The organism is Lysinibacillus capsici, assembly GCF_003367505.1.
Taxonomy (GTDB): Bacteria; Bacillota; Bacilli; order Bacillales_A; family Planococcaceae; genus Lysinibacillus; species Lysinibacillus capsici.
Window position 1 is genome coordinate 37890 of sequence record NZ_PXXX01000025.1, and the last position, 17282, is coordinate 55171.

The 17282-nt window shown below is 37.4% G+C and carries 18 protein-coding genes and 1 riboswitch; of the genes, 8 read left to right on the top strand and 10 right to left on the bottom strand.

What is annotated here, in order from left to right:
• Positions 1 to 152 precede the first annotated feature (152 nt).
• Positions 153 to 2057 (top strand): heavy metal translocating P-type ATPase, encoded by a 1905-nt coding sequence (locus C7B89_RS21075; RefSeq protein WP_115674535.1) that lies wholly within the window; start codon positions 153 to 155, stop codon positions 2055 to 2057.
• A gap of 174 nt (positions 2058 to 2231) precedes the next feature.
• Here the strand turns inward: C7B89_RS21075 and C7B89_RS21080 are convergent, their stop codons facing one another.
• Together C7B89_RS21080 and C7B89_RS21085 are read right to left on the bottom strand one after the other, a co-directional pair.
• Positions 2232 to 3149, bottom strand: a complete 918-nt coding sequence (locus C7B89_RS21080; RefSeq protein ID WP_004225576.1) for a YihY/virulence factor BrkB family protein — start codon at positions 3147 to 3149, stop codon at positions 2232 to 2234.
• A 22-nt stretch (positions 3150 to 3171) separates the two neighbouring features.
• Complete coding sequence (locus C7B89_RS21085; RefSeq protein ID WP_115674536.1) at positions 3172 to 3498, bottom strand: YtxH domain-containing protein; 327 nt, start codon at positions 3496 to 3498, stop codon at positions 3172 to 3174.
• 177 nt (positions 3499 to 3675) lie between these two features.
• On the opposite strand from C7B89_RS21085, the gene C7B89_RS21090 reads away from it, so the two are divergent.
• On the top strand, positions 3676 to 3897 hold the full coding sequence (locus C7B89_RS21090) for a DUF1128 domain-containing protein (protein ID WP_004225580.1): 222 nt from the start codon (positions 3676 to 3678) through the stop codon (positions 3895 to 3897).
• A 55-nt stretch (positions 3898 to 3952) separates the two neighbouring features.
• On the opposite strand, the gene motB is transcribed toward C7B89_RS21090, so the two are convergent.
• Positions 3953 to 4717 (bottom strand): flagellar motor protein MotB, encoded by a 765-nt coding sequence (gene motB / locus C7B89_RS21095; protein ID WP_115674537.1) that lies wholly within the window; start codon positions 4715 to 4717, stop codon positions 3953 to 3955.
• A complete protein-coding gene (gene motA / locus C7B89_RS21100; RefSeq protein WP_004225583.1) occupies positions 4701 to 5504 on the bottom strand; it encodes a flagellar motor stator protein MotA in 804 nt (267 codons plus the stop codon). Before motA ends, motB begins: the two co-directional genes overlap by 17 nt.
• Before the next feature lie 191 nt (positions 5505 to 5695).
• On the opposite strand from motA, the gene C7B89_RS21105 reads away from it, so the two are divergent.
• From C7B89_RS21105 to C7B89_RS21110, 3 genes are all read left to right on the top strand, one after another.
• Complete coding sequence (locus C7B89_RS21105) at positions 5696 to 6937, top strand: aminopeptidase (RefSeq protein ID WP_112116680.1); 1242 nt, start codon at positions 5696 to 5698, stop codon at positions 6935 to 6937.
• 140 nt (positions 6938 to 7077) lie between these two features.
• A complete protein-coding gene (locus tag C7B89_RS23480) occupies positions 7078 to 7212 on the top strand; it encodes a hypothetical protein (protein ID WP_004225590.1) in 135 nt (44 codons plus the stop codon).
• Positions 7213 to 7392: 180 nt separating this feature from the next.
• A complete protein-coding gene (locus tag C7B89_RS21110) occupies positions 7393 to 7956 on the top strand; it encodes a beta-class carbonic anhydrase (RefSeq protein WP_004225593.1) in 564 nt (187 codons plus the stop codon).
• A 72-nt stretch (positions 7957 to 8028) separates the two neighbouring features.
• Here the strand turns inward: C7B89_RS21110 and C7B89_RS21115 are convergent, their stop codons facing one another.
• Both C7B89_RS21115 and C7B89_RS21120 read right to left on the bottom strand, forming a co-directional pair.
• Complete coding sequence (locus tag C7B89_RS21115) at positions 8029 to 8616, bottom strand: GNAT family N-acetyltransferase (protein ID WP_054549012.1); 588 nt, start codon at positions 8614 to 8616, stop codon at positions 8029 to 8031.
• Between the two features lie 160 nt (positions 8617 to 8776).
• The gene (locus C7B89_RS21120) at positions 8777 to 9601 is read right to left on the bottom strand and encodes a polyphosphate kinase 2 family protein (protein ID WP_115674538.1); all 825 of its coding nucleotides are present in this window, start codon (positions 9599 to 9601) and stop codon (positions 8777 to 8779) included.
• Between the two features lie 199 nt (positions 9602 to 9800).
• On the opposite strand from C7B89_RS21120, the gene C7B89_RS21125 reads away from it, so the two are divergent.
• On the top strand, positions 9801 to 10514 hold the full coding sequence (locus C7B89_RS21125) for a hypothetical protein (RefSeq protein ID WP_115674539.1): 714 nt from the start codon (positions 9801 to 9803) through the stop codon (positions 10512 to 10514).
• Positions 10515 to 10543: 29 nt separating this feature from the next.
• Here C7B89_RS21125 and map read toward each other — a convergent pair whose 3' ends face one another.
• Both map and thiT read right to left on the bottom strand, forming a co-directional pair.
• Positions 10544 to 11299 (bottom strand): type I methionyl aminopeptidase, encoded by a 756-nt coding sequence (gene map / locus C7B89_RS21130; protein WP_048394807.1) that lies wholly within the window; start codon positions 11297 to 11299, stop codon positions 10544 to 10546.
• A 162-nt stretch (positions 11300 to 11461) separates the two neighbouring features.
• The gene (thiT, locus tag C7B89_RS21135) at positions 11462 to 12022 is read right to left on the bottom strand and encodes an energy-coupled thiamine transporter ThiT (protein WP_036076950.1); all 561 of its coding nucleotides are present in this window, start codon (positions 12020 to 12022) and stop codon (positions 11462 to 11464) included.
• Positions 12023 to 12156: 134 nt separating this feature from the next.
• Positions 12157 to 12264, bottom strand: a riboswitch (TPP riboswitch).
• 125 nt (positions 12265 to 12389) lie between these two features.
• Between thiT and C7B89_RS21140 the strand changes: the two genes are divergently transcribed.
• Positions 12390 to 12713, top strand: coding sequence for a magnetosome magnetite crystal formation protein family (locus C7B89_RS21140; RefSeq protein WP_115674540.1), 324 nt, complete (start codon positions 12390 to 12392; stop codon positions 12711 to 12713).
• A gap of 55 nt (positions 12714 to 12768) precedes the next feature.
• Positions 12769 to 12891, top strand: coding sequence for a hypothetical protein (locus C7B89_RS23485; RefSeq protein ID WP_004225603.1), 123 nt, complete (start codon positions 12769 to 12771; stop codon positions 12889 to 12891).
• Positions 12892 to 12931: 40 nt separating this feature from the next.
• Here C7B89_RS23485 and C7B89_RS21145 read toward each other — a convergent pair whose 3' ends face one another.
• Together C7B89_RS21145 and C7B89_RS21150 are read right to left on the bottom strand one after the other, a co-directional pair.
• Positions 12932 to 16012, bottom strand: coding sequence for an AAA family ATPase (locus tag C7B89_RS21145; protein WP_115674541.1), 3081 nt, complete (start codon positions 16010 to 16012; stop codon positions 12932 to 12934).
• Positions 16009 to 17166: an exonuclease SbcCD subunit D gene (locus C7B89_RS21150; RefSeq protein WP_115674542.1), complete on the bottom strand. Its 1158-nt coding sequence runs from the start codon at positions 17164 to 17166 to the stop codon at positions 16009 to 16011. The genes C7B89_RS21145 and C7B89_RS21150 overlap by 4 nt, the downstream gene beginning before the upstream one ends.
• Between the last annotated feature and the right edge of the window lie 116 nt (positions 17167 to 17282).

Consider the following 17282-nt stretch of genomic DNA (forward strand, 5'->3'; position numbering starts at 1 on the left):
TCAAACTTCCTACTTTATTTTTATAAATTCCTTTGTTATAATAATTCTAAACAAAAGAGAAGGTAATTGAAATCCATTTTCAATTGAATAGCTCAAACAACGCTAATTTATAAAGGTTTTGATATTGATTTTCATTATCAGGAGGGATAAAGATGGAATACTCTAATCGAGAAAACATAAACATAATTGAGAAAATAAAAGAACATGCAGAATTAATTGCTGCATTAATGGCTGGAATTTTCATCTTACTAGCATGGCGTTTAGACACAAGTGGACAAACAACAGCTTCCGTTCTACTATATTTAATTGCCTTTTGTGTAGGTGGTTTCGCGAAAGCAAAAGAAGGCATTGAAGAAACCATAGAAGAGCGAAAGCTAAATGTTGAGCTGTTGATGGTATTAGCTGCAATTGGCTCAGCTGCAATTGGCTATTGGACAGAGGGGGCCATCCTAATATTTATTTTTGCAGTAAGTGGTGCACTTGAAACTTATGCGATGAATAAAAGTCATCGGGAAATATCTGCACTTATGAATTTACAGCCAGAAGAAGCTTGGTTAGTGCGTGGCGGATTTGAGCCTATGAAAGTATCAGTTTCCACATTACAAATCGGGGATCATTTATTGATTAAACCTGGCGAACGAATTCCAGCAGACGGCATTATTTTTAAAGGCCAATCTTCTATTGATGAGTCAGCTATTAGCGGTGAGCCACTGCCAATCTCAAAAAGCGAAGGAGACGAAGTTTTTGCAGGCACAGTCAACTTAAATGGTGCTATTACTATGGAAATGACAAAGGCGAATTCAGAGACCCTTTTCCAAAAAATTATACAGCTCGTTCAAAGTGCCCAAAGTGAAAAATCTCCCTCTCAACAATTCATCGAAAAGTTTGAAGGGACTTATGTAAAATTTGTTTTACTTGGTGTTGCCATTATGATGGTTCTTCCCCACTTCTTACTCGGCTGGGACTGGACAACAACCTTTTACCGAGCAATGGTGTTATTAGTGGTTGCTTCACCTTGTGCACTCGTTGCCTCCATTATGCCTGCAACACTCGCTACTATATCAAATGGTGCAAAAAATGGTGTGCTATTTAAAGGTGGTTTACATTTAGAGCATCTTAGTGTGTTACGTGCATTGGCGGTCGATAAAACAGGTACTTTAACGCAAGGAAAACCAGTTGTTACAGATTTTATTGTCCGTGATGGAGTAGAACGTGAGACGGCTCTAGCAATTCTTGCAGGAATTGAATCTCAATCCAATCATCCCCTTGCCCAAGCGATTACCTCCTATGCTAAGGCTGAAGGAATCGACATACTGCCACAAGCAACAATTGAAGATATTCCTGGCTGGGGTATTAAAGGAACGATTCAAAACAAGGAGTATCAAGTAGGCAAACCAGAGTTTGTTGATGTACAACTTGCTAACAGTTTTGCAAATAGTGCTGTAACTAAACTTGCAGCAGAGGGAAAAACAGTTATTTTCATTCGCGATCAACATGGTATTGTTGCATTAACAGCATTAAAAGATACTGTGCGCTCTGAAGCTAAGAAAGCTGTTACATTATTAAAAGAGCTTGGTATTCAAGTGGTGATGCTTACAGGTGACAACGAAAAAACAGCGAAAGTTATCGCGAAGGAGGCTGGCGTTACTGAATACGTCGCAGAATGTCTGCCAGAAACGAAGGTAACTGAAATGAAACGCCTACTTACACAGCATCAATTTGTTGGCATGGTCGGCGACGGTATTAATGATGCCCCTGCATTGGCTACCGCAACTACTGGCATCGCTATGGGTGAAGGCACAGACGTGGCGCTTGAAACAGCGGATGTCGTGCTAATGAAAAATGACTTATCAAAAATCGCCTATGCTGTTCGTTTATCACGTAAAATGCAACGTATTGTGAAACAAAATATTTTCTTTTCTATCGGGGTTATTATCTTATTAATCGCCTCTAACTTTTTACAAGTTGTCGACTTGCCATTAGGCGTAATCGGGCATGAAGGTAGTACAATTCTAGTTATTCTAAATGGTTTACGTATGCTCAATAAAAATGTTTAACATCAAGTAAGCCTCAGCATAATTGAGTCCAGCTTGCTTGAAGCTACTCTTCCTGTGACATGCGCTGTGGCTTTCATTGAATAATTGATGCATTTAATCAGGTAAAATCAAGTAAAATAGCCTCGCTACTCTTTATGAGTTTAGCGAGGCTATTGTTAATGAATGATCATTTCCTTATCGACGAATTTCCTTTTGAAGTGCTCTTTTCTGCATTGTAGCATTTAATACGCCACCAAAGATTAAAATGATTCCCGTAAAATATAACCAGAGCATTAAAATAATGACGCCACCAATACTACCGTATGTAGCAGAATAATTTGCAAAATTATTAATATAAAAAGAGAAACCGTATGTGACTGCTAACCAAGCAAGCGTGGCAAATAACGCTCCTGGCCATACGCCCATTATTTTCAAACGAGGACTTGTATTTGGCACAAACCAGTAGATGCCCATTAATACGATGAAAATCAATAATGGCGGGATTGACCATCTTAATCTATGCCAAACTGATTCAAATTGCTCCTCTATTCCGACGATTGAGAATAGGAAATGTCCAATTTGCTGACCAAAGACCGGTAATAAGAGCGCAACGGCAATAACAATAACGAGAGCGATTGTAAAAACAAGTGATAAACCCCTATCTAATATGCCTGCTCTCCCTTCTGTATCGTAGGCTTTATTTAAAGCACGAAGTAATGCATTAATGCCTTTAGATGCAGACCAAATAGTACCTAAAACCCCAATGGACAGTAAACTACTGTTGCGATTTGTTAAAATCTCATTCAGTGTATTTTCAATCAGCTTATACACTTCATCAGGTAAGATATTCACTAAAAATGAATAGACCTGAGTTGTTTCTAAGTTAAGATATGGTAATAGTGTCACCAAGAAAATAAGTAAGGGGAAGAACGATAGTAAAAAGAAATAAGCCAATTGTGCAGCAAGCGCAGATATTTCAACTCGCTTGAGCCGACCTATTAAATCTTGGATAAAGCCTTTGGATGTCATAATATCAATCGCTCCCTCCTCTGGAGAAACAAACGATTTTACAAACCCAAAAGCGTTATGCAATGTTGCTTTATTCTTTTCCATACAATTCCTCCTAAAACGACCTTTACTCCTTATGAGGTAAAGTAAAGGCTGATTTCGTATCTTCAATCATTCCCTGTATCGTGGAAGGTAAATCCTTAAATTCATCTACCTTTTCAGCAATTGTGTTGACATTATCTGACACACTTTCACAAAGCACCTTTGCCGCGAGTACTTTTTCCTCTACCAAAACCTGCAATTCTTCTCGATTTGCTGCATAGTATGAGATGGCTTCCTTCATCTTTTTTGTTGAGGCAATTGTTTTTTCTCGTGTAGCACGATCTAACATACTTAATGCTGCTCCTACTGCTGCTCCTGCTACAATAGATGCTAATAATTTACTTTGACCCATATTAAAACCCCCTGCTTGTATAGTTGCATATTCCCTATTATTTCATAAATAAACAGTCTTCTGCACTTATTCTACCCAATAACAGTCTATTTTTAAAGCAATGCCCAAATACGGAGTTGACATTTTTTTTATTCAATGAAATGATATGTGCGAGGATGACGAAAGGTAGGGTAAAAAATGGATTTATCAGTTCCATCTAAAGAAAACGTTATGTATATGGTTGATCAAATGAAGGACAAGCTTCGTATGGTGAATGTCGATGCAATGAAATCAGAAAACTTCGATGAAGCAAATTATGAAGATTTAGTGTATCTATATGAAATGGTTATGAAGAGAGAAACTTTTAGTCCAAGCGAAATGCAAGCGATTGTTGCTGAATTAGGATCTTTACGTAAATAGGTAAAACAAAAAGCTATTAGCTCAAGACATTTGTCTGCTGCTAATAGCTCTTTTATTACGGTGTACTCTTTGTTTCTGAACCATCCTCTGTAACTAATGGTTGAATTAAAACTTCTACACGACGATTCTTTGCGCGTCCTTCGGCTGTGTCATTTGGTGCAATTGCACGATACTCACCGTTTCCTTTTGCACTAAAGCGCGTAGGATCTAACTGGTCATTACTTTCAATAAGAAGATTTAAAAAATTCGTTGCACGCAAAACAGATAGTTCAAAGTTTGATGAGAAATTCGGACCTGCTGGTACATTATCTGTATGACCTGTGATGACAATATTTCGAGCTGGATCAGATACCAGCATAGTTGATAGCTCTTTGGCAATAGGGACATACTCAGGTTTAACTTTTGCCTGCCCTGGGTCAAATAAAATACTATCGCGGATTGTCACTAGTAATCCCTCATCCGTCATTTCTGTGGCAAACTGATCTTCCATTTCATTGACTGCAATAAAATTATCCACACTATCTTTTATTTCAGCTAACTCCTGTTGATCCTTTAAATAGGCAGAGTTTTGCTGTGGCGTTTGGTCGCTATCCGCATTCGGAGTAGGGACTGGTGCAGGTTGCTCTAGAAAACTAGTTCCACCATCAAAGACTTGACTAAAAACTGCCGACATTCTTTCTAGCTTTTCTTGATCGACTGAACTTGAGGCAAACAAAATAATGAACACGGCTAGCAGCAAAGTTAAAATATCTGCGTATGGCACTAACCAAGATTCATCAATATGTTCATCATGCTTTTTCTTCTTAGCTTTCTTTGCCAAGGCCACCCGCCCCGCTTTCACCAGAAATTTGACGACGTTCTTCCATCGTTAAGTATGATGATAGTTTCTGTTCAATTACACGTGGAGCCTCCCCTTCTAATACTGAAAGGATACCCTCAATCATCATTCTCTTTTGTTTTACCTCTAAAGCAGATTTACGTTTTAGCTTGTTCGCAAATGGATGCCATAAAACATACCCTGTAAAGATACCGAGTAATGTAGCCATGAAGGCAGCTGAGATAGCATGTCCTAGCTTTTCGATATCATTCATATCAGCCAATGCGGCGATTAACCCTACTACTGCACCAAGAACCCCTAAAGTAGGTGCATATGTACCTGCTTGTGTAAAAATAGCTGCTCCACTAGTATGTCGCTCTTCCATCGCTTCTACTTCTTCTGTTAAGACATCACGTATGTAATCAGCATTTTGACCATCAATTGCTAATGTAAGGCCATTTTTCAAAAATGGATCTTCAATCTCTGAGGCCTTACTTTCAAGTGCTAATAGCCCTTCGCGACGAGCTAAGTCAGCCCATTGTGAAAACATTTTAATAATCTCTATATCATTTGCTAATTTTGTTTCTTTAAAAAGAATCTTAAATAGCTTCGGCACACGCTTTAACTCCTGCATAGGAAAGGCAATTGTTACTGCGGAAATAGTACCAAAAATGATAATTAGGATAGCTGCTGGGTTATAAAATGCAGATAAACTTACACCCTTCATTACCATCCCTGTTAATAGTGCTACTAAAGCAAGTATTAACCCTATAATCGACGACTTATCCATTCTAGAACCTCCAAATCTACTATCTAATGTTATTTCGTCTTTTTTTCCATATTTTAAATATATATATTCCTAGTATAAATGTATTTCATATATTTTTCGATGTAATTAATGCTTTTTATTCACATTTCGACCATTTTTGATTATATTGAATTAAGAATATTACACTTAACTGTCTTAAATTGAAAGGGGATATGATTTTGTTATTATCGTTTGACACAAAATTACTAAAATATGCCGAGTTAGCGGTGAAAGTAGGAGTAAATATCCAAAAAGATCAGTATCTTTATATAAGCTGTTCGACTGATAACCTAAAACTCGCACAAATAATTACTAAAATTGCCTATAAAAATGGTGCTAAACAAGTTTTTGTCGATATATCCGATGATGAACTTGTACGTGCTCGCTATGAAGGGGCACCAAAAGACTCATTTGATTTCTTCCCACCTTGGAAAGTGCAGGAACGTGAATGGTTAGCTGAACATGGTGCTGCTTTCTTAAGCATTAGCTCACAAAATCCCGATTTATTAAAAGGTATTGAGCGCGATAGAATCATGGCATTTCAAAAAGCATCTGGCCAAGCACTTGCCAACTATTATCAATGGTTACAAGCAGATAAGTTTAGCTGGTCTGTCATTGCTGCTCCATCTAAAGCTTGGGCAGCAAAGGTCTTTCCTCACCTTCCAGAAGAACAGCAAATGGATGCATTATGGGAAGCTATCTTTGCAGCCACACGTATAGACGTTGAAAATCCTGTTGAAGCTTGGCATACACATGATCAGGAATTACATAGCAAAGCTGATTATTTAAATACAAAGCAATTTAAATCACTGCATTATACTGCACCAGGCACAGATCTAACAATTGAGCTGCCTCCACACCATGTGTGGACAGGGGGTAGTAGTATAAATACTCAAGGCCAAACATTTATGGCCAATATGCCAACTGAAGAAATTTTTACAGCACCGTTAAAAACAGGTGTTAATGGTTATGTATCAAGCACTAAGCCTTTAAGCTATGGTGGCAATATTATAGATAATTTCACACTAACATTTAAAGATGGTCGAATCATTGACGTCAAGGCGGAGCAAGGCCAAGAAATTTTAGCTTCTCTTATTGAAACAGATGAAGGTTCTCATTACCTTGGTGAAATAGCATTAGTACCACATCAATCACCTATTTCACAATCCGACCTATTATTTTACAATACATTGTTTGATGAAAATGCATCCAATCATTTTGCCATTGGTAGTGCATATGCTTTTTGCATTGAGGGCGGCAAAGAAATGACTTCTGAGGAACTAAGCGCGCATGGTCTCAATCAAAGCTTGACACATGTAGACTTTATGATTGGCTCTACCAAAATGAATATAGATGGAATAACACATGATGATCAAATAGACCCAATATTCCGTGATGGAAATTGGGCATTCTAAATAATCCATTCCTACTAATAGTATTCTAGGCTAAGTATGTTAAGGTTGTCATAAATTATCCTTAGATTTTCCTAGTAACCTATTGTATAATTGTTTTAGGGAATTTTAGTAGATCATTTAAGTAGAGAGGAGCTCTAATAATGTTCATTACAACTGTTCTTGGCTTTTCAGCAGTTTTATTAATTTCAACGGGATTCTTCATCCACTACCTACAAGTTGGTTTAGATAGCAAGTCTTCAGTAACTGTAGATCCAAAGCCAAACGAAAAATTTTAATGTGTAAAAAACAGCTACTATTTATAGGTAGCTGTTTTTTTATAGCTTACAAGTTATTTCATCTACTAAAGCGTATGAAACTGCTCCTTTATTGTAAAAATTATCTGAATAAAGTCTTTATTGTTTGCATATTGAAAATTTTGCTCTACAATATTTTTTGTAAGGAAGGGAGCAATATTCATGACAATGTTACAAGATATTCTAGAATTTAACAAAGAGTTTGTACAAGAAAAAAAATATGAGCCATTCATCACTACGAAATATCCTGATAAACGTATTGTTGTTTTATCTTGTATGGATACTCGTCTTGTAGAGCTTTTACCAAAAGCGATGAATTTGCGTAATGGCGATGTAAAAATAGTGAAAAGTGCTGGTGCGTTAGTGAGCCATCCTTTCGGTGCAGTTATGCGTAGTTTATTAGTTGCTGTCTACGGCCTACAAGCTGATGAAGTGTATGTTGTTGGACATTATGACTGTGGTATGAGTGCGGTTGATCCTGACGCCATGCTTAGCGAAATGGTACAACGAGGCATCGATCCAGAAACAATCAAAATGTTGGAATATTCTGGTTTTGATTTGAAAGAGTTTTTACGAGGTTTCGGTGATGTAGCAACAAGTGTTAAGAAAAGTGTCGATACAATTCGTAATCATCCATTAATGGTAAAAGACGTACCTGTTCATGGTTTAATAATTGATCCAAATACAGGTCATCTAGATTTAATTGAAGATGGAAATAAACAATAAAATTATTTCTTCATACATTCATAAAAGAGCAAGTGCCTATCCTCTCTATGTAGAAGATAGGCACTTATTTTTCTATTCATCCTCTAAACGTGCATACATATAGTGATCTACCCAATGACCATTGATATACAGTAGCTTTCTTAGCAGACCCTCCTGCTGAAATCCAGCCTTCTCTAATACACGCATGGAGGCATTATTTTGTGTCGATACGTAGGCCTCTACACGATGTAGACCAATTTGTTCAAATGCAAATCGGACCACCATATTCACAGCTTCTGTGACAATGCCCTTTCCAACATAAATCTCATCCATCGCATAGCCAACAAATGCACTCGAGTACGGTAAGCGTTTGACAGCATAAAGTGCAATATGCCCTATTAGATTATTTGTACTATGCTCAAAAATACCAAAAGTAAATTCACGCTTAGACTCCATTAAATAGAGACTTTCTTGAATTTTTTTGTATTGAGCATCGACTGTATAGTATTCAGGTCTTTGCAGTGGCTCGTATATAGACCAAAAGTATTTATTACGGCTTACGAGACCCGTTAAACTTCGTGCATCTTTTTCTTGGAATGTGCGGATGTAGCATTTTTCCCCCTTTATTGTTACCACATTCCCACCCTTTTTTCTTAATAGATTCCAAATTTTAAGCACCATTTCTCCACACTAGCCTTCCAATAAAAATCAATACGTTTCTCTTTGTTTCATTGGCTACAAGCCATAATTGCAAACCCTATTTATATTTCATTGTATGTAAAAAAACAGGCTGCTACAACCAAAACAGCTTATGTCTTATTGTCATAGCAGCACAATTCAATTATTTAGTTTTTTGTTCTTTCTTTTTCACGTTTACTATTTCTAAGCTGGAGGAATCAGCATCCTCTAGTTGAGTATTGTCTAATACATTTGTTAAATGAAGACCACGTCTTTGAGCCTCTCGTTCAATGTGTGCAATAGTTTCCTGTAGCACCTGAACACGTGCATACTTTTTGTCATCTCCAGCGACTAAGACCCATGGTGCATCTTTTTTATCTGTCTTTTCAAACATCGCATTTGCTGCTTCAATATACTGAGGTGTTTTATCTCGATTGCGCCAATCCTCGGCTGTTAACTTCCAAGATTTATAAGGGTTTTGTTCACGTTCTTTAAAGCGTTTTAATTGCTCCTCATCTGAAACATGAAGCCAGAACTTAATAATTATGTAATCTCCTGCAGTTAAAATCTTCTCGAAATTATTAATTTCTTCATAAGCACGAGACCATTCATCCTTTGTTGCGAATCCTTCGATGCGTTCTACTAGTACGCGGCCATACCACGAGCGATCAAAAATAGCGATTTGCCCATGTTGAGGCAATTTTCTCCAAAATCGTTGTAAATAATTGTAGCGTAATTCATGAGCTTGAGGAGCAGAAATAGGATGTACAACATAACCGCGGGGATCGACACGTTCGATTAATCGTTTAATAGCGCCACCTTTACCAGCTGCATCCATTCCTTCAAATACCAAGATCAAGCCAATCTTGTTTTTTAATAAAAATTGTTGTGCGTTCAACATTTCATATTGGAGTACTTTTAATTTCTTTTTATACATCTTTTTGTCTAGTTCAACAGTTAGATCTAGATTTTTCAAATTTTGTGTCATGAAACTTCACTCCTTTTATTTGGCTATTCTTATTGTACTAAAGAAATATATGGATGCCTATTAGACATGGTAAATTGTAGGTATTAATAGAAAAACAACACGATACATTGTTGGAAATTTCCGTTATAATAAAAAAAGTGACAGTACTATACTTATTTGTCTTTTCCCTATACAATCTAACACGAAGGGAGAGGAAAACATGCCTCGGTTTATCTTGATGACAATCTCTTATCTTGTCTCAATCATCCTAACCTTTTCATCCTTTTTCGTGAACATCAACGGTCAATCTTCGCTAGAAATCGCTAATCGTTTTTCTGTTGTATTTGCACCAGTTAGTGTAAGTCATGTAATTTGGATTATCATTTATTTTTTACTCGGTTATTGGTTAGTTATGAACATGAAAAAGACAACTTTGAAACAGTCTGCGCTTTTTAGTTGCATAAATATATTACAAGCATTGACGATATATGTCTGGCACCATGAGTTATTTATTGTTTCTCTTGGCATTACATTACTCTTAGTCTTGTATTTGTTTATGTTGTATAATACGTACCCTCTTCATGACAAATCCTTGTTTGGTCGTATTCCTTTCTCTATTTATTTAGCATGGATGACATTTATTTTTATCACAAATACAAGCTTTACGTTAACGGCTTATGGTTGGAACGGCTTTGGTCTTAGTACGCCTCTTTGGGCAGTGATTTTACTTACTTTAGGAGGAGCCATTGCGCTACATATCCGTTTCCATCACTTTGATGTTATGTATCCAAGTGTTTTTATTTGGGCTTATATTGGAATCGCCATACATAATGGTTTTGATGAGCTACTTGTCACTACAGCTGCTTTATTTTTATGCGGTGTTCTCTTTGTTGGCATTTTATTTATTAAAAAAAATCCTGCCTACCAAAAATAAATTGGTTAGCAGGATTTTTTCATTACATCCTATTCTTCGTCTAATGACGTTAAGATAATTGGTTTATCTTTTGTTACAATGACTGAATGTTCGATTTGTGCTACAAGTGATTTATCAGGCGTCACGAATGTCCAGCCATCACCTGCTTCTACGATATGTTCTGCATTTGCTGAGATAAATGGCTCAACCGCAAGGACCATACCTTCTTTCATAATAGTAGTATCCCATGCATCGTAATAATTTAAAATATGGTTTGGTTCATCATGTAAAGATTGACCTAAGCCATGACCTGTTAAATTCATAATAACAGTTAACCCATTAGCATTTGCCTCGCGTTCAACAGCTTTACCAATTTGATTTAATTTAGATCCAGCCTTTACCTTTGTCATTGCTCGATCAAAGGCACTTTTAGCAACACGGCAAAGCTTTTCTTTGTCCTCATAGCCATCACCCACAACAAATGAAATACCTGTGTCAGCAAAATAGCCATTTAAAGAGCCTGAAACATCAATATTTACGATATCTCCCTCTTGAATAACACGCTTTCCTGGAATACCATGTGCTACTTCTTCATTGACGCTAATACATGTATACCCTGGAAAATCATATTCTCCCTTTGGTCCTGAAATAGCGCCAGCCTCTGCAAACATGCGACCAGCAATTTCATCAAGCTCAAGTGTTGTAACACCTGGTTTTGTGGCAGCTTTCATTGCTTCGCGAATTTCAGCACAAATGCGTCCTATTTTTTTAAAAGCTTCAATCTCTTCTTGCGTTTTTACAATCATGTATAACGTCCCTTTCATCTAATATCTATTCTTTAATATAACATAACTTTTTATGCGTATAACGATAAACGCTTTAAATATTGTATGCTTTCCTACTTTGCAAAGTGCTAAAAGAGTTATTCACGACAAAAAAGTCCCTCCACTCCTGTGAAGGGACTAGCATTAAGCTTTTCTTTGCATTAATTGGGGAGCGGCTGTGAATAAAAGAACACCAACGATAGCCGTTAAAATGGTTGCTGGTAGCATATATGTACCATTGTAGATGATGGAATAGATCCATGCATTTTGGTCACCCGCATATTCGGCAAAAAATACAGCACCAGCAATTGTATGAGCTGTGTATCGTAAGAAGCCTGCGAAAACGGTACCTATGATTATATAAAGTGCCATTTTTGTTTTGTTCATATGTTTAGCAGCGTCTAACACTGGTCCACGTACAACCGCCGCTAATCCTACAACAGTAAAAGCAACGCCATAATCCAGTAACCCTTGTAGCCAGTGGACGATATAAGAACCAAACATTGTTTGCATAACACCCACAAGTAGTCCCGTAGTAAGACCAGCTACTAAGCCCCAGCGAAATGCTATTAACATAATCGGTACCATAACAAGACTAACTGAGCCGCCTTGTGCCCATACTTTAAAGGAAACCTGATCCAGTACGAGACCTATCGCTGCAAAAATCGCAATCTCCACTAGCATTAATAGTCTTTTTTTGTCCATACATATTCTCTCCTTTGTTCCGATGTAGGATACAAGAGCAGGAATAGAAAAGCGCTGATATGTCTCTTTCTGACACCTTTTTTCCTTTACGGACGAAAAAACGATGTCAGGACAGAGCCTCACATCGTACAAGTGTCGGTTTCTATCCACATCCCTACGCAAGCGTTAACTTACAGGTTCGAAGAGTCAAGGCATTACGTGCCCAGTCTCAGCTGACATCATCAGCTCCCCTTGTGGTCGTTACATCTGAATTTATTTGAACACTCTCATTGTACGCAAAGGATTGAAGGATTACAACCTTCCATACATCATTTTTTTGAAACTTTGCTGTTTTTCATGCGTAAATATTTAAAAAGGAGGTACAACTATGGAGAATCAAAAAATTTTAGCTGCCTTTAGTTATCTTAGTATTTTCTTCGCCCCTTTTATCGTTCCATTAATTGTATATTTCGTGACAAAAGATAGTGATGTAAAAAAACATTCGATTCGTGCACTTGTCTCTCATTTAGTTCCTTTTGTTTTTGGCATCCTGTTCTTTATTGTCTTTGTTTTTTCCACATTTAGTTTAGATCCAACCTCCAGTAATAATACAGTGATGATTATTTGGTTTGCTTCATTCGCCATCTATGCTCTCGTCTCACTAGGTATTGTGATTTGGAATATAATTCAGGCTGTTCGTGTTATCCGTTAATGTTTTATTTTTAAGTGAAACAGGTAGTAGTAATTGTAAAAGGAGCTGTTTTGGGATGAAAGTATCAAACGTTGTAAAAACTGCCGTTAAGTTAGCACCTATTGTTATTCCTATCGTCAAAAAAGTAATGGCTGCAAAAAAAGGCACAACGCCTACAACCACAACCCGAAAAAAATAAAACGAAGGCGTATTCCTTTTAGAGGAAATACGCCTTCGTTTTATTTCACTTCAAAATGGGTTTGACTATGGCCATTTAATGTTTTTTCCACATGTAAAACTGCTGGCATCGCGGATTTCAATTCAGGTACATGCGAAATAACGCCAATCATACGACCAGAATCCTGCAAATCAATTAATGTATCGATTGCTTTATTTAGTGATTCCTCATCGAGCGAGCCAAAGCCCTCATCAATAAACATCGTTTCAATATGAATATTACCTTGGTAGCTTTGAATCACATCTGCCATCCCCAATGCAAGGCTCAACGAAGCATTAAACTTTTCGCCACCTGATAAAGTTTTGACATCTCGTAATTGATCTGTATAAGCATCATAAACATCAAGACCAAGGCCACTTTGCTTCGCATGCTTTTCTAATCTATCTGAACGTCTAAGCTCAAATTGACCGTTTGATAAATGATACAGACGTATATTGGCAGCTTCTGTAATTTGATCTAAGTAGTTAATTTGTATATAACGCTCAAAGGATAGCTTTTTCGAGTTTTGTCCATTTAATAATCCATAAAGCTCCTTTACTCGCCCTGCTTCTTGTTCAAGTAAATCAAGCTCTTTCGCTATTTCTTCCACCTTTTTACTAAAGCCTTGGCATGCTTGTATAAAGCCATTGATCTGTTGTAAACGTTTAAATGCTTCCTCATAGGAAACTCGATGCTGTTCTACTCTTGCTTCCATCGCCTCTAAATCTTGCTTCTCTTTTCCTTGAAGGTATGTAGCCCCTTCGGTAATCTGAATTTGCAACGTGTGTACTTGTAAAGCATAGTCGCTACATGCTTTTCGAAGTGCATCCAATTGTATGGCACTCCGTTTAGCAGTTGCATAAGCCTCATAGCTTTCGAAACCTATTTCTTGCATATCTGCTGAAAATTGCTGAAGCTTTTCATTCATTTTAAGCTGTAATTCCTCAAAGGACTGTTTGGCAATTTCTACAGTTAGTGTTGCATTGCTAGCTGCTTCCTTTGCTGCATGCAAATTTTCTTGACTCACTTGCCAACTTTTTTGAAGCTCTTCTTTCTGTTTACTAACTTCATTAAGTTGTTGCTTTAATTGCTGTAAAGTTGGTAAATTAGGGGGCATCTGCTTAAGTTGTTCGTCTACAACCGCTTGTAATTTTGTCCATTCTTTTATCTGCTCTGCTAAATATTGCTCTAGCTTCATATGCTTATTTCGTAGCTGCTCTATTCGGTCATGCTGATGCTTTATTTTTAATCGCACATCAGCTAATTGATGTTGAATAATTTTTAATGCAGCAATCTCTTGTTCCACTTCATGTAAAGTAGCGGTGATCTGTGGTTGGTCTTCTTGTTTAATATGTTGAGCCTCGAGTTGTCGCCATGTATCTTGAAGAAGTTGCTGCGCTGATGCTAAAAATGCCTCTTTCTCTAAATACTTACGCTCGTCTGATGATGCCTTCGCTCTTAATGCTTCCACTTGAGCAAGCTCAATAACTTCCAGTTGCTCATTGTGTGCTTTCTGATGTGTCATACTACCACAAACAGGACAGGGTTCTCCTTCCTTCAGTTGTTTTGCTAAAATACTAGCTTGACTTGTCAGCCATCGTTGCTGCAAAAGTTGAAGAGCCTCTTTACTTTCTTGATAGAGACTTTCTGAAGCAACTACATCCTGCTTAGCTAAATCAACGGCATGTTTATATTTATCCGCTTGCTTGATTAAAGCAACCTGTTCCCGTAGTTTCGGTAATTGTTCTAAATAGCTTTCATAGGGTTCAACCTGTTTTTCATAGCCTTCTAATGATTGAGAAAAATGCTGTAATTGCTCTTGTTCATTTTCCAAAAGTTTGACGTTATCATTTACTGCTCGTTTTGCATTTTCAGCATATTGCTCCGCTATTTGCAGCTGCTGTATATTGTTTTCATAGGCTTCAAATTTCGGTAATAGCGCTAACATCTGCATTTCCTGCTGTAAGATTTGCTGTCGTTCAGATTCTTTAGCCTGCTCTATCTCATATTTTTCTTGCGCTTCTTGCAACTTTTCTTGTGACTGCTGTTGCTTAACCTTTGCTTGTTGAAATGCTATCTCTTTAACATTCAGTTCAGCACGTAAATCCTTGCATTGTTGTTCGAGGACCACCAGTCGCTCTGCTTGTTCTGCTAAAGCAATCTCCTTCTCCTTTGCTTGGTATAAATCCTGCTGTTGTAAAAGCATTTGCAGCCGTTGCTGTCGATTAGCTTGTTCATCAAATTGCTCATTTAGCGTTTTTGCTAAGCGATAATATTCCTGCTCTTTTTGATGAAGGCTATACGCTTCTTCATAGTATGACTGTTCATCTTCTCCACATTTCTTATAGTAGCTAAGCTCCTCATCAAGTGCCTCTGTCAGTTGATGTAAATTTTCGGTATTATCAGCAATCAATGTGAATAAAGCGGAAGAACGTTGTGGTAAGGCGCCCACAATTTGGCCAAGTAAATGTTCTTTTAATTGTTTGGCACGCTCAAGATCACTTTCTGCTTCTTTACGCTTGGCATCAAGCTTTTTCGCCATGACACCGAAACGATCTGTTTTAAAGATTTTCCGTAAAATTACTTCTTTATTTGTTGAATCAGAGGTTAATAGTTTTCTAAATTCACCTTGAGGTAGCATGACAATTTGGCTAAATTGATCTTTTGTGAGACCTATGATTTCCTGCACTTTCTTATCGACTTCAAGCGTTTGCTGTTTCTCTACAATGCTATAATCTAGCTTTCCGTCTTTTACTTCTGCTAGCTCTATTTTCTTTCCAGTAACCGTTTTATTTTTTTCTTTAATATGTCCTGGCTGTCGTACTATTCGATAGACCTTTTCATGCATTTCAAAGACGAGTTCTACAGCTGTATAAACTTCATCATGTGCAAAGCCGCTTCTTAGTAAAGCTGTATCCTGCCGGTCCTCCCCACTACCTGATCCGTAAAGAGCATAGCAAATAGCATCGAAAATGGTTGTTTTACCAGCACCAGTTTTTCCAGAAATGGCAAACAATCGATGCTCCCCTAGCTCTTGAAAATCAATTACTTCCGTGTCTTTATATGGACCAAACGCTGTAATTGTTAACTTTAAAGGCTTCATTTTACAGTCTCTCGCTCCTCATCTAATAACTCCTGTAACATCTCTGTGAATAGGCGTTCCGTATCTTCATCAGGCTGAATGCCAATAATATTGGTGAAGAATGAACGGAATAAATCAATATCTTCTAGTTTTTCAGCTTCTACTACTTGTAGTTCACGTGGCATATCTTGTCTTAGTACCTTCCGCTCCACATGCATAGCGTGCGGAAATACACTACGAATACGTTCCATCGGTGAAGTCACAGATATTTTATCCGTCAATCTAACAAATACATAATCCTCACTTGGTGTGAGCGTTAATAACTCCTCTAATTGACCTTCTACTACTCGTAGATCTCTTCTTGGCACAAGCTTTCTTTTACTTACTATGGTGTTACCTTGCTCATCTAATTCGATGATTAAAAATCCTTTCTCATGTAAATGCTCAGATAACGAGTATTTTAAGATAGAGCCTGCATAGCGTATGGTTTCGTTTAAAACAAAATGTGCCTTATGTAAGTGCCCAAGCGCCGTATAGTGAAAAGGTTTGAATAAAGCTGCATTCACACAATCTGAGCCTCCAATGGAAAGGGGTCGCTCGGAATCACTAGTATTTGCTTCCTCCTCACCATACTTCGTCACAAAGGCATGTCCAACAAAAACATGACGCTTACTTGTGTCCATGTCTTCCGTGATATACTCAATAATTTTTTGCATGGCGTCTTGATGAGAACGGATTGATTCATCTTCAAAGATGTTGCGAATAGCAGCTGGCTCTGCATAGGGCACTAGGTGAAAATGTACTTCCCCATGTTGATCATTCAAAACAATAGGTGCATGATTTTTTGTAAATTGGCCCTTAATATATAAACCACTATCACTCATTAAACGGCTACCAAAATTTAAACGACCTGCACTATCATGATTTCCCGCCACTGCTAGAACAGGAATCTTCTTCTCTAATACTATTTTCGCTAATACATCATTTAGTAAATTAACTGCCTCAATAGGAGGCATCGAACGATCATATAAATCACCTGCGATGATAATTACATCTGGTTTTTCCTCATCAATCGCTTGTATAAATTGTTGAAGAATATAATGTTGATCTTCTGTCATATAGACACCTTGAACAAGCTTTCCTAAATGCCAATCTGCTGTATGAAATATTTTCATTCTAGTACCTCCTAGTCTTCTCTATATTTTAGCATGACTATTCCCAATCTAGTGAACACTAAAGGTTTAGTAGTTCTAGCCAAAATTGGTTTTCATAGAAAAAAGCATCTTATAAG